Annotated in this window: 23 protein-coding genes and 1 pseudogene; 12 read left to right on the top strand and 12 right to left on the bottom strand. The window is 61.8% G+C overall.

Annotation, left to right across the window (positions count from 1 at the left end; genetic code table 11):
- The 5 genes from istB (at position 1) to V5279_RS38980 (ending at position 3162) form a co-directional block, all read left to right on the top strand.
- Positions 1 to 864, top strand: coding sequence for an IS21-like element helper ATPase IstB (gene istB, locus V5279_RS39000; RefSeq protein ID WP_338687724.1), 864 nt, complete (start codon positions 1 to 3; stop codon positions 862 to 864).
- 52 nt (positions 865 to 916) lie between these two features.
- Positions 917 to 1459, top strand: coding sequence for an MBL fold metallo-hydrolase RNA specificity domain-containing protein (locus tag V5279_RS38995; protein WP_338692192.1), 543 nt, complete (start codon positions 917 to 919; stop codon positions 1457 to 1459).
- Between the two features lie 262 nt (positions 1460 to 1721).
- Entirely contained in the window at positions 1722 to 2093 is a 372-nt protein-coding gene (locus V5279_RS38990; protein WP_338692191.1) for a carboxymuconolactone decarboxylase family protein, read from the top strand.
- 586 nt (positions 2094 to 2679) lie between these two features.
- The gene (locus V5279_RS38985; protein WP_338692190.1) at positions 2680 to 2892 is read left to right on the top strand and encodes a DUF2892 domain-containing protein; all 213 of its coding nucleotides are present in this window, start codon (positions 2680 to 2682) and stop codon (positions 2890 to 2892) included.
- A 9-nt stretch (positions 2893 to 2901) separates the two neighbouring features.
- The gene (locus V5279_RS38980; RefSeq protein ID WP_338692189.1) at positions 2902 to 3162 is read left to right on the top strand and encodes a hypothetical protein; all 261 of its coding nucleotides are present in this window, start codon (positions 2902 to 2904) and stop codon (positions 3160 to 3162) included.
- 374 nt (positions 3163 to 3536) lie between these two features.
- Here the strand turns inward: V5279_RS38980 and mgtA are convergent, their stop codons facing one another.
- On the bottom strand, positions 3537 to 6143 hold the full coding sequence (gene mgtA / locus V5279_RS38975) for a magnesium-translocating P-type ATPase (protein WP_338692188.1): 2607 nt from the start codon (positions 6141 to 6143) through the stop codon (positions 3537 to 3539).
- A gap of 402 nt (positions 6144 to 6545) precedes the next feature.
- Here mgtA and V5279_RS38970 point away from each other — a divergent pair, with 402 nt between their 5' ends.
- Together V5279_RS38970 and V5279_RS38965 are read left to right on the top strand one after the other, a co-directional pair.
- Entirely contained in the window at positions 6546 to 6743 is a 198-nt protein-coding gene (locus V5279_RS38970; protein ID WP_338692187.1) for a hypothetical protein, read from the top strand.
- Positions 6744 to 6987: 244 nt separating this feature from the next.
- Positions 6988 to 7200 carry a DUF6894 family protein gene (locus tag V5279_RS38965; protein ID WP_338692186.1) on the top strand — a complete coding sequence of 71 codons (213 nt, stop codon included), beginning with the start codon at positions 6988 to 6990 and terminating at the stop codon, positions 7198 to 7200.
- Between the two features lie 48 nt (positions 7201 to 7248).
- On the opposite strand, the gene V5279_RS38960 is transcribed toward V5279_RS38965, so the two are convergent.
- Entirely contained in the window at positions 7249 to 7440 is a 192-nt protein-coding gene (locus V5279_RS38960; RefSeq protein WP_338701627.1) for a BON domain-containing protein, read from the bottom strand.
- Positions 7368 to 7979 carry a CBS domain-containing protein gene (locus tag V5279_RS38955; protein ID WP_338692185.1) on the bottom strand — a complete coding sequence of 204 codons (612 nt, stop codon included), beginning with the start codon at positions 7977 to 7979 and terminating at the stop codon, positions 7368 to 7370. Before V5279_RS38955 ends, V5279_RS38960 begins: the two co-directional genes overlap by 73 nt.
- Before the next feature lie 179 nt (positions 7980 to 8158).
- Here V5279_RS38955 and V5279_RS38950 point away from each other — a divergent pair, with 179 nt between their 5' ends.
- Entirely contained in the window at positions 8159 to 9352 is a 1194-nt protein-coding gene (locus V5279_RS38950; protein WP_338692184.1) for an OpgC domain-containing protein, read from the top strand.
- Between the two features lie 28 nt (positions 9353 to 9380).
- Here V5279_RS38950 and hemN read toward each other — a convergent pair whose 3' ends face one another.
- The 6 genes from hemN to V5279_RS38920 all read right to left on the bottom strand — a co-directional run bounded on the left by hemN (position 9381) and on the right by V5279_RS38920 (position 13818).
- Complete coding sequence (hemN, locus tag V5279_RS38945) at positions 9381 to 10733, bottom strand: oxygen-independent coproporphyrinogen III oxidase (RefSeq protein WP_338692183.1); 1353 nt, start codon at positions 10731 to 10733, stop codon at positions 9381 to 9383.
- A 55-nt stretch (positions 10734 to 10788) separates the two neighbouring features.
- The gene (locus V5279_RS38940) at positions 10789 to 11466 is read right to left on the bottom strand and encodes a helix-turn-helix domain-containing protein (RefSeq protein ID WP_338692182.1); all 678 of its coding nucleotides are present in this window, start codon (positions 11464 to 11466) and stop codon (positions 10789 to 10791) included.
- Positions 11467 to 11641: 175 nt separating this feature from the next.
- A complete protein-coding gene (locus tag V5279_RS38935) occupies positions 11642 to 11806 on the bottom strand; it encodes a hypothetical protein (RefSeq protein WP_338692181.1) in 165 nt (54 codons plus the stop codon).
- A gap of 18 nt (positions 11807 to 11824) precedes the next feature.
- Positions 11825 to 12547 (bottom strand): CBS domain-containing protein, encoded by a 723-nt coding sequence (locus tag V5279_RS38930; protein WP_338692180.1) that lies wholly within the window; start codon positions 12545 to 12547, stop codon positions 11825 to 11827.
- Positions 12548 to 12610: 63 nt separating this feature from the next.
- Complete coding sequence (locus V5279_RS38925; protein ID WP_414645876.1) at positions 12611 to 12967, bottom strand: c-type cytochrome; 357 nt, start codon at positions 12965 to 12967, stop codon at positions 12611 to 12613.
- Between the two features lie 14 nt (positions 12968 to 12981).
- The gene (locus V5279_RS38920) at positions 12982 to 13818 is read right to left on the bottom strand and encodes a universal stress protein (protein ID WP_338692179.1); all 837 of its coding nucleotides are present in this window, start codon (positions 13816 to 13818) and stop codon (positions 12982 to 12984) included.
- A 162-nt stretch (positions 13819 to 13980) separates the two neighbouring features.
- Between V5279_RS38920 and phbB the strand changes: the two genes are divergently transcribed.
- The 4 genes and pseudogenes from phbB (at position 13981) to V5279_RS38900 (ending at position 17412) form a co-directional block, all read left to right on the top strand.
- The gene (gene phbB, locus V5279_RS38915) at positions 13981 to 14706 is read left to right on the top strand and encodes an acetoacetyl-CoA reductase (RefSeq protein WP_338692178.1); all 726 of its coding nucleotides are present in this window, start codon (positions 13981 to 13983) and stop codon (positions 14704 to 14706) included.
- 15 nt (positions 14707 to 14721) lie between these two features.
- Positions 14722 to 15201, top strand: a complete 480-nt coding sequence (locus V5279_RS38910; RefSeq protein ID WP_338692177.1) for a CBS domain-containing protein — start codon at positions 14722 to 14724, stop codon at positions 15199 to 15201.
- Positions 15198 to 15578: a hypothetical protein gene (locus tag V5279_RS38905; RefSeq protein ID WP_338692176.1), complete on the top strand. Its 381-nt coding sequence runs from the start codon at positions 15198 to 15200 to the stop codon at positions 15576 to 15578. Before V5279_RS38910 ends, V5279_RS38905 begins: the two co-directional genes overlap by 4 nt.
- A gap of 85 nt (positions 15579 to 15663) precedes the next feature.
- Positions 15664 to 17412: pseudogene (locus tag V5279_RS38900) on the top strand (PHA/PHB synthase family protein).
- 466 nt (positions 17413 to 17878) lie between these two features.
- Here V5279_RS38900 and V5279_RS38895 read toward each other — a convergent pair.
- The 3 genes from V5279_RS38895 to V5279_RS38885 form a co-directional block, all read right to left on the bottom strand.
- A complete protein-coding gene (locus V5279_RS38895; protein WP_338692175.1) occupies positions 17879 to 18133 on the bottom strand; it encodes a hypothetical protein in 255 nt (84 codons plus the stop codon).
- 54 nt (positions 18134 to 18187) lie between these two features.
- Positions 18188 to 19432, bottom strand: coding sequence for a bifunctional aminoglycoside phosphotransferase/ATP-binding protein (locus V5279_RS38890; RefSeq protein ID WP_338692174.1), 1245 nt, complete (start codon positions 19430 to 19432; stop codon positions 18188 to 18190).
- A 346-nt stretch (positions 19433 to 19778) separates the two neighbouring features.
- Complete coding sequence (locus V5279_RS38885) at positions 19779 to 20762, bottom strand: zinc-dependent alcohol dehydrogenase family protein (protein ID WP_338692173.1); 984 nt, start codon at positions 20760 to 20762, stop codon at positions 19779 to 19781.
- Positions 20763 to 20849: the final 87 nt, after the last annotated feature.

Here is a 20849-nt window from a genome sequence, read left to right as displayed (position 1 = left end):
ATGGAACGAACCCAAATCTTCGACCTCATGGGCGAACTGAAGCTCTACGGCATGAAGGCCGCCTTCGACGAGATCATGGCAACCGCCGTCAAGCGCCAGCACGAACCTCAGCGCATTGTCGGCGACCTGCTCAACGCCGAGATCAACGAGAAGCAAGCAAGGTCGATCAAATACCAGCTCACCATTGCCAAGCTGCCGCTTGCCAAGGACATCGCCGACTTCCAGTTCGACGGCACGCCGATCAATCAGACGCTCGTCAATGATCTCGCTGGCGGCGGCTTCATCGCCCAACAACGCAACGTCGTGCTGGTTGGCGGAACCGGCACAGGCAAGACCCACCTGGCCATTGCCATCGCCAGAAGCTGCATCCGATCCGGTGCCCGCGGCCGCTTCTTCAACGTAGTCGACCTCGTCAATCGCCTCGAGACCGAGACCCGCAACGGACGGCAAGGACGGCTCGCCGAGCATCTGACCCGGATGGACTTCATCGTGCTGGATGAACTCGGCTATTTGCCCTTCGCCCAGTCCGGTGGACAGCTTCTCTTCCACCTCGTCAGCCGGCTCTATGAGCGGGCCTCCATCATCGTGACCACCAATCTCGCCTTCGGCGAATGGCCGAGCGTGTTCGGCGACGCCAAAATGACCACCGCGCTGCTCGACCGATTGACCCATCACTGCGACATCGTCGAGACCGGCAACGACAGCTGGCGATTCAAGAGCCGAGACGACGATCACGCCACCCGCGCTCGTCTCGCCTCCGCTATCCCGGCCAGCTCCGACGAGACGAGCGCTACCAGCAAACCCCGCCGCACGAAGGGGTCAAAATTGGACGCCGATGAGGGGTCAAATTTGCAGGCCGATTGACATGGAGCGCAGCAGGCTGCCGCCGGCGATGCAAATCTTCCTGGATTCGCCGATGGCGATCTCGGCGACCGAGATATTCAAGCGGCATTCCGAATGTCTCAGCTCCGAGGCCGCTTCCATGTTTTGGGATGGGCGGGATCCACTGCAACCGGCAAACCTGCATCTCGTCCGCGAGAGCGCCGATTCAGTCGCCATCAACAGGGTAACCGGCGGTGCCGTCATCATGGCCGGGTCCGGCATGTGCACGGGCGGCAGAATTCGCCATCATCTCCGGCACAATATCTGGCGCAAGGAATCGGCGGTCGTATTTGTCGGATACGCCGCCTCGGGAACGATTGCGCGACAGATCATCGACGGGGCCAACTCCGTGCGGCTGTTCGGCGAAGACATTGCGGTTCGCAGCACGATCTACACGATCAACGGATTTTCGGCTCATGCGGACCAGCAGGAGCTGCTCGCATGGCGAAGCGCGATCGAGGGATGCGAGGCAACGTTCCTGGTCCACGGCGAAGAGCCCGCAATGCAGGCGCTCGCAACGCTTTTGCCGGGCCAGCGGGTCGAGCTGCCGCGTCTGGGTGACATGTTCGATCTCTAGGCAGCCCGCGATTAATTTCTGATGGTTGGACGTGTTGATCTGAGGCAGCGGCAAACTACGCGCGGTTTGATCTGGCGCAATTTCACGCGTGATCGCTGCGTTACAAAGTGCGGGTCCTTGCAGGCCGAATGCGCACGTCCTTCAGAAAGGCCAGATCGTGTTGCCGGACTGCGTTGGATGAAGGGCGGCGTTCGCCGGTGCATCCCCGTCGGTAGAGCCGCCCTTTTCCTGGACCGTTCCAATCTCGAAGACCGAGGGTCGCATGCAAAAGGACTATGCCGACGTCTGCAAGCACATCTCCAGCAATCTGGACCAGCTCCGCAAGGGCATTCCGGAGACCATGCGAGCGTTCTCGGCCATGGCGCAGGCGGCAACCAGAAATGGCGCGCTTGATGCACGAACAAAGGAATTGATAGCGCTTGCGCTGGGCGTTGCCGCTCACTGCGACGGCTGCATCGGCTTCCACGCCGAGGCCCTGGTCAAGTTTGGGGTCAGCCGCAAGGAGATCGAGGAGGCGCTCGCAATTGCGGTCTACATGGGCGGTAGGCCGTCCTTGATGTATGCCGCTGACGCTCTGGGGGCGTACGACCAGTTTCAGGAGCGCGCGAGGGTTGCCGAGCCGGCGATGGATTGATCCCAATCGACGCCATGCGCGGCGAGGCGGTCGGCGAAGTACCGGAAGGGACCGGAGCTCTCGTACTTCGATAGCCGGGAGATTTGCGTGATGTGCTCTGGATATGCAAAGCAGCGGCCGTCGCAGCAACACGGGACCGAAGCGCAGCCCCCACGTCAGGCGGCGAAGAGTGCTGTTGAGGTCGCGCAGAAGAATCCGCATACCGGAAAGCCTCAGGACGACGCTTCATACTGGGTGTCCCGCGCCGAGCGGACGAAGCGCCCGGCTGCACGACATCAGGCCCAGGCGACCGCGATCACTTCATCAAGATTGCGGCCGGATATGAGGCGCTCGCGTGCTCGGATCGCAGCATCGGGCGGGGTCCAGATTAGGCGGGCGACCGACGTCTGACAAGCAGGGACGCAGCCACCCGCCGCTTGCGAGATGTCGCGAGCTATCTCGAACGGCAGGGTGTCAATTGCCAGACTGGCTGTGTCCGCCCGGTCTGGCGCTGGTTGGTGGTCTGCACCGTGTGAATTGATCACGACCAAGAGCCGTGAGCCGGAATGCGTTCAAAATGAAGCTGTATCAAAGGAGGCACATTGCCATGACACGCAACGTCGGACTCATTGATCAGTTTGCCCGGATCATCATCGGCCTGGCTGTGATCGCATATACGCTCAAGGACGGCTCGCTTGGAGCGGGGTGGCTGGTCGCCGGCACTCTCGGATTCGTTCTGATCGCGACAGCATTCTTCTCGTACTGTCCGCTCTACACGTTGCTGGGAATCAACACTCAGCAGAAGTCCAGCTCGGTCTAGAGATAGCGTATGAATAAAGACCTGACCCTTGACGAGTTGCGATCGCGGCTCGATCGTCTCGGCGCTGGCGCTGTGTTGAGAATCTCCGATCATGATTATGAGCGGTTGTTTGGGATCAACGAGGTCGCTGCCGCCAAGTCCGCACAATTTGCCAAGAAGCACCATTGCGTGAGCGTTCCGGGAGACGGCTCGGTGTACTTCCGAAAATCGAACTCCGACGCGTATCGTTCGGTCGAGTTGGTGCAGGACGCGCCCCCGATGTCCCGCTGAACCCGCAATCCGTTCAACGAACTTTCAGTCGAGAGTGATGATGGTCAGAAGCAGCTGGAATATCTGCCAGCCGGCGGCGACCAGCAATGCTCCAACGATCAGCAGACGGCCGTACCATGAGACGGTCGCGCCGTTTCGACGCTGGCGGCGTCGGATCAGCTGGTTGAATGTTGGGGCCGGTGTAGAGGCTGTAGCGGCCCGAGCATTGCTATCGCTCGTGTCGTCAAGTCTCTGTGCGTTCCGTTGCCGTGATCGATCCATTTGTGGTCAAAGCCATTTGTCGTACCAGTGCAAGGATCGCATTTGGGAGGAAGAATGGCCTTGATGCGGATCAACTCTGATCCGCGCTCCCGCTAATGGGGCGTGTCTGTGGGTCATCCATTCAGTGCGGCATCGCTGGCGGGATGCTGTCGCGCCAGCATAGCGCGATTTGGCTGTGCGGAGGCTGGGAGCGCAAGATGCTTTCCAGCCTCGGCCATGGCGAGGTAGCTGATCGTTATCAAAGCAATCGCGCCGAGGAGTACAGGCGGCAGGTCCGCGAAACCGAACAAGGAACCGAACGGTCCCAGCGCCAGGAAGATGCCGGAAGCAAGTGCGCCCAGCGAGCCCAACGCCAGGATGCGATGCGGGCGGCTGGCGCGCCATGGCGGCCGCCGCGTGCGGATCAGAAAAATCACGAGGATCTGCGTAGCAATGGATTCCAGGAACCAGCCGGTTTGGAATGCGGCCGCATCGGTGTGGAAGACCTTCAGGAGAATGGTGAAAGTCGCAACGTCGAACAGCGATGAAATCGAGCCCATGACGAAGGTGAACCGCAGGATATCCGCCATATTCCATGATTGGGGTCTCTCGGCATCCTCCTCGTCGATTTCATCGAATGGAATGCCGATCTCGGAGAGATCGTAGAGCAGGTTGTTCAGGAGGATCTGCAGCGGCAACAGCGGCAGGAACGGCAGGACAATGGATGCCAGCGCCATCGATAGCATATTGCCGAAATTCGAGCTGGTTCCCATGCGCACATATTTGGAGATGTTTGCGAACGTTCGCCGTCCCTCGATAACGCCCGCACCCAGCACCGAGAGGTCAGGGGCCAGCAGGATCATGTCCGCGGCGGCGCGTGCCACTTCAGTCGCGCCGGCGACGGAAATTCCGACATGGGCGGCGTGAATCGCCGGAGCGTCGTTGACGCCGTCGCCCATGAAGCCGACGACGTGACCACGTTGACGCAAGGCCCGGATAATCCGTCTCTTCTGCTCGGGATCGATCCTGGCAAACAAGTCGACATCCTCGACCTGCGCGGCGAGTGCCCGATCGCTCAAATCGGCGATCTCGCCGCCGGTCAGGATGCGACCGGAGGGGAGACCGACGGCATCCGCGACATGCGCGACCACCGCAGCGTGGTCTCCCGAGAGCACCTTGATGCCGACGCCGCGTGCCCTCAGATCCCGGACCGAGTCGGCCGCATCGCGCTTGGGAGGGTCCGCGAAGGCGCAGAAACCGACCACCGTCAGGACAGCTTCGTCCTCGGTCGTGACATTGACGCGGTCCGGTGGCATGGTTCGGATAGCGACGCCGAGCAGCCGAAAGCCCTGCCGGGCATGGTCATCCTCCAGACGAACGAGCTGAGCACGGTGGCTATCATCCAGCGGTCGGGCCAAACCATCGACCTCGACCGCGACCGCGCGGGCCATGATCGCTTCCGGCGCGCCCTTGACGATCAGAAATCGGTCGTTGTCTCGCGCCGCAAGGACCGAGAGGCAGCGTCGCTCGTAGTCAAAGGGAATCTCGGCGAGCCGGGTCCAGGCGCTGCTTCCCGGCGGGCTGTCTTCGGCAAGTAACGCCTCATCCAGCGGGCTGTGGATGCCGGTCTGGAACGCGCTGTTCAATCGGGCCAGCTCGAGCACCCGATCGCTGGGACGTCCCGCAGGATCCAGATGTGCCGCGAGCGTGATCTTGGCCTCGGTCAGGGTGCCGGTCTTGTCGACGCATAGCGTATCCATCGCACCGAGATCGTGGATCGCGGACAGTCTCTTGACGATCACCTGCCGCTTCGCCATCCGCTGCGCTCCGCGCGCCAGCGTCACCGTCATCACCATCGGCAAGAGCTCGGGTGTCAGGCCGACGGCCAGCGCGACGGCAAACAAGAATGATTCCACGGCCGGCCGATGCGCCACGAGGTGGGCGAGCAGCACGAACAGCGTCAAGAAAAGCGTCAGCTTGAGAATGAGCAGGCCAAGCTTCTGGACGCCCTGCTCGAGGGCGCTTGGGGGATCGTTCGCCAACAGCTCGGCGCTGATCATGCCGAAGCGCGTACGATGCCCGGTCTCGACGACAAGCATCACCCCGCTACCGCCAACGACGCTGGTGCCGGCGAACAGGGTATTGCTCGCTTCCGCAGGCAGATTGGTGGCGCATGGCTCGGTGGTCTTGGCGGCCGGAAACGGTTCACCGGTCATGAGGGCCTCGTTCAGCTGGAAATCGCGGGCCATAAGCGCGACCCCGTCGGCTGGTACGAGGTCACCGGTCCGCAGCTCCACGACGTCGCCGGGGACGAGCTCGCTCACTGGCAACGCGACGATTGCGCCGTCGCGAATGACATCGGCCTGGATGGCAACCGAGCGCCGCAACGCTTCGGCGGCGACCTCCGCGCGGTGCTCCTGCACGATATCCAGCGTCAGTGACAGGCCCACCACGAGCGTGATGATCACAAAGCTCGCGAGGTCGCCGCTGAACCCCGACACGGCTGCCGCCACGATCAGGATGGCAATCAGCGGATTGACCAAACGATGTACGATCTTCTGCAGGATCGATCGCGTGCCCGATGGCTCTGCGAGGTTCGGGCCGATCAGGGCGAGCCGCTTTTCGGCCTCCTGTTGGCGCAGACCGCACCGTTCGGTGTCGAGACTGCGCAAGAGCGAATTGGTTGGCTCCCGCCAGAACGCTTCAACGGCTGGGCCATACGCAGACGGCTTGAGCGGCATGAGGATCTCGCGGTACTGGAAGGATTGGCAACCCAACCTAGTGCGGCCGGTTGGGTCCGGGATTGATGTGGCTCAAGCCGGCCCGGCCAAGACACGCCTTGCCGGTAATCCATTGGCTAAGTATTGAAACTCGCGATTCGATGGAGGCGAAGCCAGAATCTGGCAGCGCCGCTCGCGACTTGACCGTCCCGAAGTGCCCTTTGTCGTTTCTGGCCTGTTTTCGACCGCAATGGCTCGAATTACTTGGCAGGGCGGTCTCAGTGGGGCGGAATTGCTGACGTTTGTCCGACAGCGAATTCGATAGGGACACCGTAGCTCCACGGTGTACACAGTAACGTATGTTGTTATGCACGTGTCAGTTCGACAAGGTCGTTTTTGGCTCCTGTGCGAGGGGAATGAGCCATGGCTGATTTCGTATTCAGGGCGAACATCGCCCACTACAAGGAGCTGCTGGCCACAGAGGCTGACGCACGGAAGATCGAAATGCTTCACAGGCTGCTGGCTGAGGAAGAGGCCAAGGCCGAGTGGCGCAAGCAAAACCCAAGGCCTAAGGCCGCGGAACAAGGACCGGGTCACGATGATGGGCGCGGCAGTGAGTAGTCTATTGGGCGGCTGCGGGGCCGGGCCGCTCCCGCCTGCATCGAGGCAGATTGCGTTGCGAGGCGCGACAGAAAATCGCAAGCCGGGTTGATGGAGATCAAGTCCGACACGCCCGGAATCCGCTTTGCTTGGGTCGCGCAGATACACCCCTAACTGCGCACAGCCAGCCCCACTGAAGCTGCCGGCAGGCGTAAGCTGGCAGCTTCTTTGGGCGGGGTGTTTGGTCGGAGGCCTGTAGATCCTGATGAGAACCTACTACTTCGACACGAAGGACGGTGTCCCCGTCCGTGATCGGGTCGGACTTGAATTCGCGAACGCCTCCACCGCGATCAAGCACAGCAAGCAAATGGCGAGCAAAATTCGTCGCGAGAATCCCTCTGGCGATGTCGATCGTCATGTTGTGGTCATCGACGAGTCGGGCAAGGAAATTCACCGGGAGGCGATCTATCCCACCTGAAAATCGAGCTGACGCCCATTCTGGCGACGCCAGGCGCCATTGGCGCGCCTACAAGGGTTGATCGTCTTCTGTCGATGGTTCTTCCTCCAGCGAGACGAAGTCGCCCCCGCCATAGTCGTCCTCTGGCGGCGGGTAAGTAATCTTCACTAGTTGATCTTCAACGCGCTTTACGCCGGCGACGTTTTCCGCTGCCACGATCGCTGCTTTGTGCGCATTGCCGCTCCGGACGCTGCCGCGCAGGCTGACGACCCCGTCATGACGTTCAGTGCAGCGGGTCGCCAGGGCGCATGAGCAAGTGCCGCAGTGACCGATGTCCGGATCTGATCGTCACTGCCTGAAGTGGAAGACGATTCGAGGCGAAGCCTTGCGATGGCGGCCATGAAGTCCGTGCGCGTGACCATGCCGACCAGCTTGTTATCGCGCATGACCGGAAATCGCGTGACGCTGTGCGATTCCATGAGCTGGACGATCTGCTCGAGCGGTGTGTCCTCCTCAACGGTGATCGGCTTGGGCGACATGATTTGGTGGACCTTGCGGCCGTGTTGGTCGGCGAACTCGAGCGCGACCTGGTTCGTGCCCGCGAGCATCGCAAGCCAGCGGCCGCGGCGCTTCTCCGTTCCAACTTCCACGCGCCGGATGAAATCTCCGTCCGACAGGATCCCGACGAGCGCTCCGTCCGGATCGACGACAGGAAGGCCGCTGATGTGATGGGAAAGCATCGTCCTGATGGCATCGATCACCGATGCATCGGCATCGATTGTGATGACGTTCCGTGACATGATCTCCCCTACGCGCACGGCGTAGATCCTCCGACATGAGTTGATAAAGCCCAGCTAACTCCTGGAAGGAGCAACGTGTGTTGATCCTTATCAACCGGACGATCGTGCAATTGCGCTGATATGCCCGGCATTGGGCAGGCAACCGAGTTGGGTAAGCCGCCGACAGCTGGTAACGGTCCATGCTTTCCGATTGTTCGACCGGCCGCCTGAACGGCGGCAATGTTCACCGGAGCGCCGCGCCCCTGACGGTTCATCCGGGGAAGGACGACAGCGTGCCCTTGGACCGCGATCTCCGGCTCGACCTGTGCCGAGGTCTTGCTCTCTGGTGCATCTTCCTCGATCACATTCCCAATAATGTCTTCAGCTGGTTGACCCTGCGCCATTATGGCTTCAGCGATGCGACCGAAGTCTTCATGTTCGTGTCCGGTGTGACCTGTACGCTGAGCTACAGCGGTGTCCGCCGTCGTGATGGGTGGGCTTCAGTCTTCGCGCATATCCTGCTGCGAGGCTGGGAGATCTATGCGGCTTTCCTCATCCTAACCGTGGCGCTTGCCGTGGTCGTGTATAGCTCGGGTAGCGACCAATTGGCGGACCAAGCCAACGTGAAGATCCTGCTGCAAGAGCCAGGCGCAGCGCTGGCCCATGCGGCCATCCTGATGTATCGCCCCGTGAATACGGATGTCCTGCCGACCTTCGTGCTGCTTCATCTATCGTTTGCGCCCGCCCTCTGGGGAGTGTTGAAGTTTCCTAACGCGTCCCTACTGACCTCCGCGTTCATCTATGCTCTGGTTCAATGTTTCGGTTGGAACCTGCCGGAGTGGCCGATCAATCAGTGGTACTTCAACCCGTTCGCCTGGCAGTTCCTGGTCGTTCTAGGAGCTTGGTGGGCGATCCGGGGCCATCGAATGTTCTGGCGGAACATCACTCCGTGGCCAGTCGTTGCGCTTGCGATAGCGTACCTCGGTTTTAGTCTCGTGATCACGTTGAGCTGGGAGATCGAGCCACTGGCGGCCGCGATCCCGAGCTACGTTGCGCGGGTGATCTATCCGATCGACAAGACGGATCTGGACCCGCTGCGGCTCCTGCATTTCCTGGCAATCGCGGTCGTCGTTGCGAGGTTCGTGCCGCTGAACTGGCAGCTATTTAAAAGGGGCGGCCTGAAGGGCGCTATTCGTTGCGGCGAGCGTTCGCTCGAAACCTATTGTGCGGCCGTCGTGCTATCGCTGCTGGCGGGTTTGTATCTCACCGAAGTGTCCAACGGCATCGCGTCGCAGTTCGTGGTAAGTACTGGAGGGATCTCGGTGCTCGTCCTGCTTGCGACATGCATGACCTGGATCGGCAAACGAAGCAGGCAACATCCAAAGCTGCTCTAAAGGGCGCACCCTCCGCCATGGTCACAACCTAGACTGCTCGGCTATGCCGGGCCGTGGCGTGGCCAAGGTGAGCGTCGAACGCCGAGGCGACGGTTCGGACCAGGAATTCCGCGTCATTGTTAATCGAGAGGCGATCACCCATCATCGTCACGGCGCCGTCAGAGATCAGCCTGTCGAGCCGGGAACGATCGACGACGGCTGAACCAAGATCCCAGCGGTGCCGGCGGCACATTCCCGGCAGGTCGACGGCCATGTCGCACATGATGCGTTCGATGATGTCGGCACGGAAACGGTCCTCTGCGGTCAGCATGTAGCCCTTGACGGTGGCAAGCCGGTCCTCGGCGATGCGCGCAAGGTAGTCGCGTGTCGCGACAGCATTCTGCACGAAGCCCTGCGGCATGCGGCCGATTGCGCTGGCGCCCAGACCAATCAGGGTCTCGGCAGAATCGTCCGTATAGCCTTGGAAGTTACGCCGCAGGCGGCCCTCGCGCTTTGCCATGGTCAGATTGTCGCCAGGGAGCGCGAAATGGTCGAGGCCGATGCGGATGTATCCGGCATCGGTCAGAGCCTGCGCGATTGCTTCGGACTGACGATGCCGCTCGAGACTATCCGGAAGCGACGCTTCGTCGATCGTGCGCTGGTGCTTCTTGAAGGAGGGAATATGGGCATATCCGAACACGGAAAACCGGTCAGGCCGTAGCGCGACGCATTTGTCGACAGTATCCAGGCAGGAGGCGACAGTCTGAGAGGGCAGGCCGTAGAGCAGGTCGAAGTTGATGCGGCTGACGCCGGCGCGGCGCAGCCGCTCGAGCGCTTCCGCGGTCTGCTCAAAGCTCTGCGAACGATTGATGGCGTGCTGAACGACAGGATCGAAGCTCTGGACGCCAAGGCTCGCGCGGTTGACGCCGCTGTAGCCCAATGCCTCCGCCATCGGCTCGGTCAGGGTGCGCGGATCGATCTCGACGGCGATCTCCGTGTCGGGCTGCACGAAGAACGAGTAACGCAGCGCGCCGACGAGATCAGCGAAGGTTTCGGGCGTCATGATCGTCGGGGTGCCGCCACCGAAATGGATGTGGGAGACGGGCAGTCGCTGGCCGATCGCTTCCGCGACGAGGTGCGCCTCGGTGCGAAGGCCGGCGGCGTAGATGGCGACCGGTTCGCCGCGATTGGTGATGGAGGTGTGGCACCCGCAGTACCAGCACATTGACCGGCAGAACGGTACATGCAGGTAGATTGAGGCCAGCCGGCGGGCTGGAACCGACCTGAGCCATGTCCGGTAATCAGTCTCGCCGACCTCCGCAGAAAAATGCGGAGCCGTGGGATAGCTGGTGTAGCGCGGCAGCCTGTCCTGCCCATAGGTGATTGCCAGGTTCGACCGCATTCGATTCCTTGCCTTTCACTCGCGGCCGGTCATCGGAGCTTGGCGCACCCTTCGCTCACGCCGCCATGATCCGGTTCGACATCGCACACTTGCGCAGTTCCACCCGTCGCGAGGTCGGAAGTGAGATCACGCCGTTCTGCTCGAGCTGGGTAAAGGTGCGCGACACCGTTTCGATCGTCAGACCGAGATAGTCCGCGATATCCTGGCGCGACATCGGAAGCTCGATGGCGGCATTCTTGAAGGCGCGGCGCGCCATGTCATGAAGGAAGCCGACGACACGATCTTCGGCGCTGCAGATCAGGAGCATCAGATGCTCCTGGAAACGGCGCAGCTCCTGGGCCGTCGCATCCCACAGCTGCCGAGCCAGGTCCTTTTCGTTGCCGGCACGGACCATGAGCGCGGCGCGCTTGACCAAGATGACCCGGGCCTCGGAGACAGCCTCGGCCGAGGAGATATGCGTCTCGCCGGCCTCGAAGCCGAAGATATCGCCGGGGAGATAAAAAGCGCCGATCTGGCGACGTCCGTCCTCCAGAACCTTGTAGGTTCGGACGGCGCCGGAAACGACCTGGTAGAGATATTCCGCGGCCTCGTCCTCGCCGTAGATCTCGCTGTTGCGTGCGAACCGCATCGGCGTCCCAATCGTGCCGAAGGGCCCCTCAACGCGCGCCTGCCGGCTGAGGATGCTGGTCGGGTGACGGCTGTTCTCGATAGAAATGGCGTTCTGGGTCTGCATGGCGGCACTCCATGGATGCGAAGATCGATGGAGGCAGATTGATCGCATCTCCTGGATCGGGATATTTGGATATTTCCCCTAAGTAGAAGCCACTTACGTACTTATACGTAGGTGCCGGACAAAGCAGCCGCGCGCCGAGACATCGGTCGCGCGGCGCGTCGCTCAGGAGGAGAGGCTAGCGGCCGTTCTTGTCGGGATAGGCAGCGCGCGTGCTGGCTCCATTCCCGTCCTCTTCCCGAAGCCAGCGCGTCGTGCTGCGATCGGTCACGGTGAGCACGAGCGCAAAGAGCGAGAAGATGAGACAGACGGCCGTGACGACAAGCAGTGTGCTCATTGCCATGTTGGACTCCTCGATTGATCAGCCGGCCGCCTTGATGTCTTCCGGCGATTCCACATAGTAGCCGGAATAACCGTCGACGAAGCAGAGGTGATCATGGACCTCCTTGACGCCCGAGGTGTTCTCGGCGAGCACGATCGCGGCCTGACGCGCGCGGTCATCGAAGATCAGACCGTTCAGATGCACGACGCCGTTGCGCACCCAGACCTGGAAGCCGGCCGGGCGCCAGCCGGTGGCGTTGATTTCGCGCAGGATCCGTTCGCGGATATGGCTGTCATCGGCGGTCGGGTCGGGAACTTCGCGCGCCAGCGATGCGACAGCCTGCAGGATGTCCGCCCGGGTGACGATTCCGACCATGGTCTTGCCGTTCACGACCGGTACCCGCTTCACGCCATGCTTGTGCATCAGATGCACGATCTCCTCAATCGGCGTCTGCTCCTCTACGGTGATCGGGGTCGACGTCATGACATCCTCGACCTTGCGGCCGCGCTCATGCACGAAATCGGTCGCGGCGCGACCCGCGCCCGTGAACAGTTCCAGCCATGCTGAGCGCTTGTGTCCTGTGCCGATCTCGCTGCGTTCCAGGAAATCTCCCTCGGACACCATGCCCCTGAGCGTGCCGTCTTCGTCCATTACCGGCAGACCGCTGAGATGGCATCGCAGCATGATGTTTGCCGCATCCAGGATCTTCGTGTGCGGGCTGACGGCGATGATATGCTTGGTCATGATCTGATGCGCGCGCATGTTTGGACCTCCGTGTTGAGAAACGAACCATAAAGCTTCGCGTGCCCCGCACGTTGACCTGGCTCAACGGTCCGCGGGGCCGCGCTCCAGAGATTTCAAGAACAGCATGAAGTCGCCCACTTGGTCCGGCTCGAAGCTGAACTGGGGCATGGTCGGATGGCCGGTGACGATCCCTTCCGCCAGCGATTCCTGAAGCATCTCGACCGGATAGCGTTCGTGCAATGTCCGGAACGGAGGTGCTATCCTCAGCGGGCTCGGGCTCACCTTGTCGATTGCATGGCAGCGGGCGCAGTAGAGCTGCGCAAGGCGGCGACCTTGTTCCTGGTCGGCAGCGGCCGGAGTCAGTGCGGCGCAGATCGTGCCGATGATGGCGAGGCCGCGAGCGACATGACGCTCGAATGTCCTGGAAGGATGTTTCACGAGACGGCTCGCGCTTAGTGGGACATCAGGACGGGGACGGTCATCGCACGCAGCATGTCGCGCGTCACGCCGCCGAGCAGGGTTTCTTGCAGGCGGGAGTGGCCGTATCCGCCCATCACCAGAAGGTCGAGGCTCTCATCCGCCGCGATCGACAGCAGGATCGACTGAACTTCTGACCTGGACGCCGCCAACGACGTGATCTTGGCCGGAAGCCCTTCCTTCGCAAGATAGCGCACCAGATGATCGGTGGAGCTTTCTGAGGGGATCGGATCGGGGCCATCGATGGTGATGATGGCGAGAGCATCAGCCGCGCGCAGCAGCGGCATCGCGTCATGGAGGGCGCGGGCAGCAAGCCGGCTGCCGTCCCAGCAGATCCCGATTCGTTTCGCCGAGAATGCGCCATGGAACGTGTAGGGCATGAACAGGACGGGACCACCGGCCTGGAATAATAGCTCCCGTGGAATCACGTTGTCGTAGCTGTTGTACTCGCCCAGCGGCTGCACCGCCACGGTCAGGTCATGCAGTCGCGCGCTGGCGCAGATCATCTCGCGCGCATCGATGGGGAGCGCCCCTACGGCGCGGGTTGCGTAGGATATCCCAGCATTTCGCGCCTCGATCTCGAAGACGCGCAGCGCAGCCTCGGCGCGTTCCAGGGCCTGTGCATGTTCAGCCTCGAACAGCGAGGCTACCGCCACGCTCCCTTCGACGACGAACGGTACGCTGGCAGTTTCGTAGCCGATCGCCATTGCGTCGAGATGCGCTCCCGTGCCGAGCGCGAGCGAGACTGATCCGTCGACCGCTGGACGTGGCGACAGCTCCGTCGGAATGTGGACGAGAATGTTCTTGAACATGGCCGTTCTCCAAAGGGGTGGAAAAGCAAGTGCCATCAGAGCACGGGTCGAGGCTGGCCAATTTGATCTGCCTCATGCGCGTTCGTGGATTCTGATTGAGCGAGATCAATTCATCGCACGCGCACTTCGCGCAAACGTTACGTCCAGCTTGGAGGAGCCGGCATGGTGCGCGTCGCATTGGTTACGGGTGGAAGCAGGGGAATTGGCGCCGCGATCTCGCGGGCCCTCGCTGCTGCCGGATGTCGGGTTGCGGCTTGCTATGCCGGAAACGCAGGGGCCGCATGGTCGTTTCAGGATCGGACCGGAATTCCCGTATTCCAGTGGGATGTCGCGAACTTCCAGGCCTGCGCAGCCGGTGTCCGCGAGGTGGAGGCGGCGCTGGGCCCAATCGACATCCTGGTCAACAACGCCGGCATCGTGCGCGACGCCACGCTGCACCGCATGACGAAGCCGCAATGGGACGCGGTGCTCCGAACCGATCTCGACTCGTTGTTCAACATGTGCAGGCCGCTGATCGAGGGCATGCGGGCGCGCAAGTTCGGCAGGATCATCAACATTTCGTCCATCAACGGGCAGAAGGGCCAGATCGGCCAGACCAATTATGCCGCGGCGAAAGCCGCTGAGCTCGGCTTCACCCGGGCGCTCGCGCTCGAAAGCGCGCGGTTTGGGGTCACGGTCAATGCGATCTGCCCGGGTTACATCAATACCGAGATGCTGGCCGCGGTGCCGGCCGATGTCATGCAGAACTCCATCCTGCCGCAGATCCCGGTCGGGCGGCTAGGACAGCCGGAAGAAATCGCCCGTGCCGTTGCGTTTCTTGCTGCCGACGAAGCAGGGTTCATCACCGGGTCGACGCTGTCGATCAATGGCGGCCAACATATGTGCTGAATGGGAGAGATGACAATGCTCGCAACCGATGTGATGCACAGTTCATTCGCGTCGATCAAGCCGACCACCACAGTGCTCAGTGCCGTCGAGCTGCTGCTTGAAACCGATCAGCGCGGCCTGCCGGTGATCGACGACGCCGGCGACCTCGTCGGCATGGTGTCCGAGGGCGATTTCCTCCACCGCGACGAGCTTGGTATCAGCCCGCCGTCAGGAAACTGGCTGGAATCTCTGCTTGGCATCGCGGAGAATACGCCTGAACGCGAGCGCATGCGCACCCTGCAGGTGGGCTCGCTCATGAGTAGTTCGCCGATCACCGTCGATCTCGAAGCATCGATCGAGGACGTCGTCGCGCAGATGGATATCTACAATGTCGCCCAGATCCCGGTGCTCGGCGCCGGAACGGTCGTCGGTATTGTCAGTCGCAGGGAACTGCTCGCGGCATTGGCGCGCCGGTTGAGAGAAACAGAGAAAGCAAGCACCGGAGTTACTTCATGAGCGAGATGACCCTGCAATCACATTCACACGCCGTCGTTTGGATCGATCACCTTATCGCGAAGGTTTTCGGCATTGGGTTGACAGGCGTCAGCGCAACGGCCGTCCATGCGCATCTGCTGTCGCAGCATCTGCATCACAAGGCGAATACGATCGGCGATGGTCGCGTCCAGGCCGATGCGACATTTCTTGCCAGGGTGGGCGAGGCCGTAAGCGGTTGCAGCGATTTGCTCGTCATCGGACCAGGTACCGAGAAGACCGAGCTGACGCAGTATCTCAAGGCGGAGCGGCCCGACCTCAATTTGCATATCGAGCCGAGCGATCATCCCACCGACGCCGAGATCGTGGCGCTGGGTCGCAAGCGATTCCGCCTCGGCTGAGCGGCAAAGGCCGGCGTCTGAGCAGCTGCCAGACCGAAAGATAAATTGCGCCCGAGCCCATCCGGCTCGAGCAAGGAGACGAGCGATGACAGTCCAAGCAGTTCTCGACCAGCCCACGACTCCTGCCAATGACGATGTGACGGGTGCCGGAACGCCCGCTTTAGCACAGCCCGAAGTCGGGTCACTGACGGGGGCCGAATCGCTCGACCAACTCGTTCACGCGGCGATGGCGCGCTGGACCGGGGGGCTTTCACCGGCCGGCCTCGCGCTCGCTTTCGCCGATTGGCGACTCCACCTTGCGGCCTCACCCGGCAAACGGCTTCAACTGGCGCTGAATGCGCTAGCTGACGGCGCGCGCTTCGCGCGCATGGTGTCGACGCCGAATGCGGCCTGGCAGCCATGGTTCATGGTCAAGCCTCAACCGGGTGACAACCGATTTGCCGGCCAGGACTGGACATTGCCGGCCTTCAACATCATGGCGCAGGCATTCCTGCTGGGTGAGCAATGGTGGCATTCGGCGACCATGGGCCTGCACGGCGTCTCAAAAGCAAATGCAGCGGTCGTTGATTTCACCGTCCGGCAATGCCTCGATGTTGTTGCGCCGTCCAATTTTGCGTGCAGCAACCCGGAGGTACTGCGGCGGGCAATGGATTCAGGTGGCGGCAACTTCGTGTCGGGGTGGCATAACTGGCTGGAGGATTGCAGGGACTTGTTGAGCGGCAGGCCGTCCGGACCGGCGCCATTTGTGGTCGGCAAGGACGTCGCCGCGACCAAGGGCAAGGTTGTCTACCGGAATGAGCTGATCGAGCTCATCCAATACGCGCCCGCAACAGCCGACGTTTGCCCCGAGCCGGTGCTGATCGTGCCGGCCTGGATCATGAAGTATTACATCCTCGATCTCTCGCCGCAGAATTCGCTCGTACGGTTCCTGGTCGAGCGCGGCTTCACCGTGTTCATGATCTCGTGGCGAAATCCGGAGCCGGCCGATCGCGAACTTGGTCTCGATCACTATCGCAGGCTTGGGATCGACGCTGCGATCGACGTGATCAATCAACTTGTTCCCGAACGTCCGATCCATGCCGCTGGCTACTGCCTCGGTGGGACGCTGCTCGCAATCGCAGCAGCTCGGCTGCAGAAGGAGCGGCCCGGCTGCCTGCGCTCGGTAACGCTCTTGGCAGCCCAGGTCGATTTCACCGACGCCGGCGAACTGACGCTCTTCATCAGATGGCCGGGGCGTAGTTGCTGCGGTCGAACGACATGATCTGGTCGCGCCTGGTCCGCGATTATCTCATGGGCGAGCGCGCTGCGCCGAGCGACTTGATGTCATGGAACGCGGACGCGACCCGCATGCCCTACCGGATGCATTCGGACTATCTGCGCAAGTTGTTTCTCAACAACGACCTTGCCGAAGGCCGCTATTCGGTGGACGGACAGCCGGTGGCGCTTTCCGATCTTCGTGTCCCCATGTTCGCGGTCGGCACTGTCCGCGATCACGTCGCGCCCTGGCGCTCGGTTCACAAAATTCACCTGTTGGGCCGATACCGACATCACCTTCGTGCTGGCGAGCGGCGGTCACAACGCCGGCATCGTTGCTCCACCCTCGGAGGAGGGGCACAGCTATCAGTTGTTGGAGAAGAAGGCGGATCAACCCTATGTCGGCCCCGACGAGTGGCTGCGGACGGCGGTGAATCGCGACGGATCCTGGTGGCTGGAGTGGGTTCGCTTCCTCACGGCGCATTCCGGTGTGTGGGTGCCGGCGCAATCGGTGCTTCACGCGCCCGAGGGCGTATCGTCGCTTGGTGATGCGCCGGGACAGTACGTCCTCCAGCATTGAACGTCGCACCGGCTTGATCTGTCGCAAATCCTCACCGCCGCGAGCCGTTACGATGAAAAGGTCGCACCAGGTTGCAGCGAGGAAGCCATGAATCTGATCCTCCGCGTTTTCTTCATACTAGCGGAGCCATCACCGCGCTGTTCGTCGCGCGCGATTCTCTGAACTTTGATGTCATGCAAATGTTCGTGGCTATCCTGCTGGTGATCGGGCTCCTGTTGGCCGGTAGCCTCTGGAGCCTGTGGCGGCAAACGTGACAGCTCGAGCTCGGTCGATGGCCTTAGGATTTGGGCGTCCGCCATCGTTCGCCGGTATCCGCCATTCCCCGCTAATATTGCACTTCACGTACGCGCTGAATCGGTGATGCAGTAGGGCTTGAAACGACTGAGCGCGCCGAGGGCCGGCTGTTCAAGGCCGGCCCTCGGAAAGCAGATGGCGGATTTCGTCGACGCGTCCGGAATGGAAACGTCTATCGTCCTTCGAGCCCGGAAGAGCCCTTGGTGATGTTCATGAACATCAGGGCTATTGCAGATGCAGCAGCAAGAAATGCCGCGGTCCATCTGACGGTGGAGACGGCAAAGGCGGCGTCAAGCCGCCAGCTTGTGGGTACCGGCTCCGTCGAGGCAAGCGGTACCACATCCGGAAAGTACCAATTGCAGAATAGAGCGAGCACGACCGCGAGGATCGCACTACCGACAAAGACGAAGGTTAATCGCCGTTTCATGGAACTCCTCCTGTCAATGGGAGAATGTTGCCAGACCTGACGGCATCGGCCAATTCAGGAGTTCCCCTTAGGCGATGTACCGCTCGCCCCGTCCGTTGGGGGCGCCAGCAGGCGGGAAATACTGCGTTCAAGCGTGGTGGAGGGCGTGCCGGAAGCGTCTACAATATGCCAATCGATCATTCCGGTTTCAATGTTGTCTTGGATCAGGACTACGTCGGACGTCGCGTCCGACGCGTCGTTCTGCCGCGATGCCACGCGGTGCAGCCGTGTGGCGCGCCCGGCGGTCAAGAAAATGCCGCGAAAGTTAACTTTTGCGTCGCGAGCAACGGCTTCCGCGGCACCACGTTCCACCGGCTTCAGAAAGACCGCATCGAGTATTACCGAAACTCCCTGGTCCAATGTGTGCGCGGCATGCTTGAGCATGGTCTGGTAGACGCGGTTCGATGCTTCGGGAGTATAGGTCTCCGCCGATAATGTGGCGTGCTCGGCGACGTGATAGAGCTGCTTGCGAATGACATCCGATCGCAGAACCAAGGCGCCCGGGGACGGCGCGATCAAATGCGCCATGTCGCGCGTCAGCACGCTCTTGCCGGTACCGGACTTCCCGCCAACTGCAATTAGGCGGGGCGGCTCCGGTTCGATGAGCCGGCGTGCAAGCTCGAAATAGCGCCTCGCTTGGGCGTCGATCGCTTGATCGAGCTGATGCTGCCGTGCCTTGGTGAAGAGCACGTTGGCCCGGATCGCTGCGCGCAATGATAGGAACAGCGGCAGCAAACACAACGCGCGCGATTGCGTGTCCCAGGCGGTTTGCGTGTAGCTATTCAATAGCCTGTTGGCCACGGTCTCTTGTCTGAAGTACAGCAGGTCCATCAGTGGAAAGGCGAGGTCGTAGAGGACGTCGGTTGTCGCTATATTGGGGTCAAACTCGATCGCATCGAACAGAATGGGCTCGCCGTCGAGCAGGACAATGTTGCCGAGATGTGCATCGCCGTGACAGTGCCGGACCTGCCCAGCGGCGGCGCGGAGGCGCAACAGTTCGAGGTTGCGCGCGAGGGCCCGATGGCTCAGTTCGTGCAATCGATCGATTTCCTCCCGGGACAGAGCTGGCGCGGCGCAAAACTGCTCCGTATTTCGGTCGATGATGATCGGCAGCGAGGCAAGCCATGAGGATCCTCCGCGTCCAGTTGCGCTTCGATGGGATTCGAGCAGGATGGCGGCCAGTCTCTCGCCAAGCTCCGGGCGGATTTCATCCCGCTCTGCGAGATGATCGAGTGTCTTGTTCTCGTCGAAGCGAGCCATTTCGACGGCCCATTCGACAACCGGACCGGTCCCCCGACCACAAGCCCATCGCGCTGGCGCGTGATCGGAACCACCCTGCGATAGATGGCGGGGGCGTGGCGCTTGTTGACCGCAATCTCATCTTCGCAAGCGCGCCGCTGCTTCTCCAATGTCGAGAAGTCGAGATAGGGCAGCTTGACCGCTCGCTTGATCTTCAGGACACGCGAGGGTTCGAGAAGGACGATCGAACAATGGGTGTCGATCCGCTTTACCGGCGCGTTCGGTTGACCAGGTCTGGCCAGGAACGACAATACAGCGGCTTGGCCAGTCTCGCCTGTGGCCGCGTCGGGTGCTGATGTCGGCGTCGTCATGGTTTCAAAACGGCTGCGCCGACGAGCTTGCCGTCCCGCAGGCGCGCCAGTGCTTCATTCGCCCGATCCAAAGGAAAGACGGTGACGTGTGTTCGGATTCCAGCGCTTGCCGCCGTCTTGAGAAAGTCGACGCCATCCTGTCGCGTCAGGTTGGCAACGGAAACGATCTGCCGTTCGCCCCAAAGGATGTCGTAGGGAAAGCTCGGAATATCCGACATGTGAATGCCGGCACAGACCACGCGTCCGCCTTTACGCAGCGTGCGCAGCGCTAGCGGGACAAGAGGCCCGGTGGGGGCATAGATGATTGCGGCATCAAGCTCGGCCGGCGGCCGATCTCCCGAGGCGCCGGCCCAGCATGCGCCGAGCGATAAAGCCAGGTGCTGGGCCTCAGTGTCGCCGGCACGGGTGAAAGCGTACACATCCCGCCCTTGCCAACGCGCCACTTGCGCGACGATATGTCCCGCCGCGCCAAAACCGTAGATGCCGAGTTTGCGGCCGTCGCCAGCCATCACCAGCGAGCGCCAGCCGATCAGTCCGGCGCAGAGCAGCGGTGCAAGCTCCGTATCCTCGCCGTCCTCACCGAGCGGAAAGCAGTAGCGCGCGTCTGCCACCAAGTGGGTGGCAAAGCCGCCGTCCCGCGTATAGCCGGTGAACAGGGGGGCGTCGCAGAGGTTTTCCTTGCCCTCCCGGCAGTAGGGACAATGCCCGCAGGTCGATCCAAGCCAGGGAACGCCGACGCGTGTGCCGAGATGCGCATGGTCTACGCCGTCACCGATCGCATCGATACGGCCAACCACCTCATGGCCCGGAACGATCGGATAGGCGATGTTGGGCAGTTCTCCGTCGACGACATGCAGGTCGGTGCGGCAAACGCCACAGGCGCCGACCTTGACGCGGACCTCGCCCGGGCGGGGAATCGGATCGGGTCGCTCGGTATATTGCAGCCGCGCGCCGCGCGCGGGAAGGATCATGGCGTGCATGACGGAACTCGCTTGGGTATGTGCCTCTCCTTTGATCACATGACATTGGTCCGGTTTTGATCCTGGTCAACGGCCGGGTGGCTGTTC

The sequence above is a fragment of the Bradyrhizobium sp. 26S5 genome (assembly GCF_036923295.1).
Classification (GTDB): Bacteria; Pseudomonadota; Alphaproteobacteria; order Rhizobiales; family Xanthobacteraceae; genus Bradyrhizobium; species Bradyrhizobium septentrionale.
Note: the sequence above shows the minus strand (reverse complement) of the source record. Positions and strands in the feature narration are given on the sequence as shown.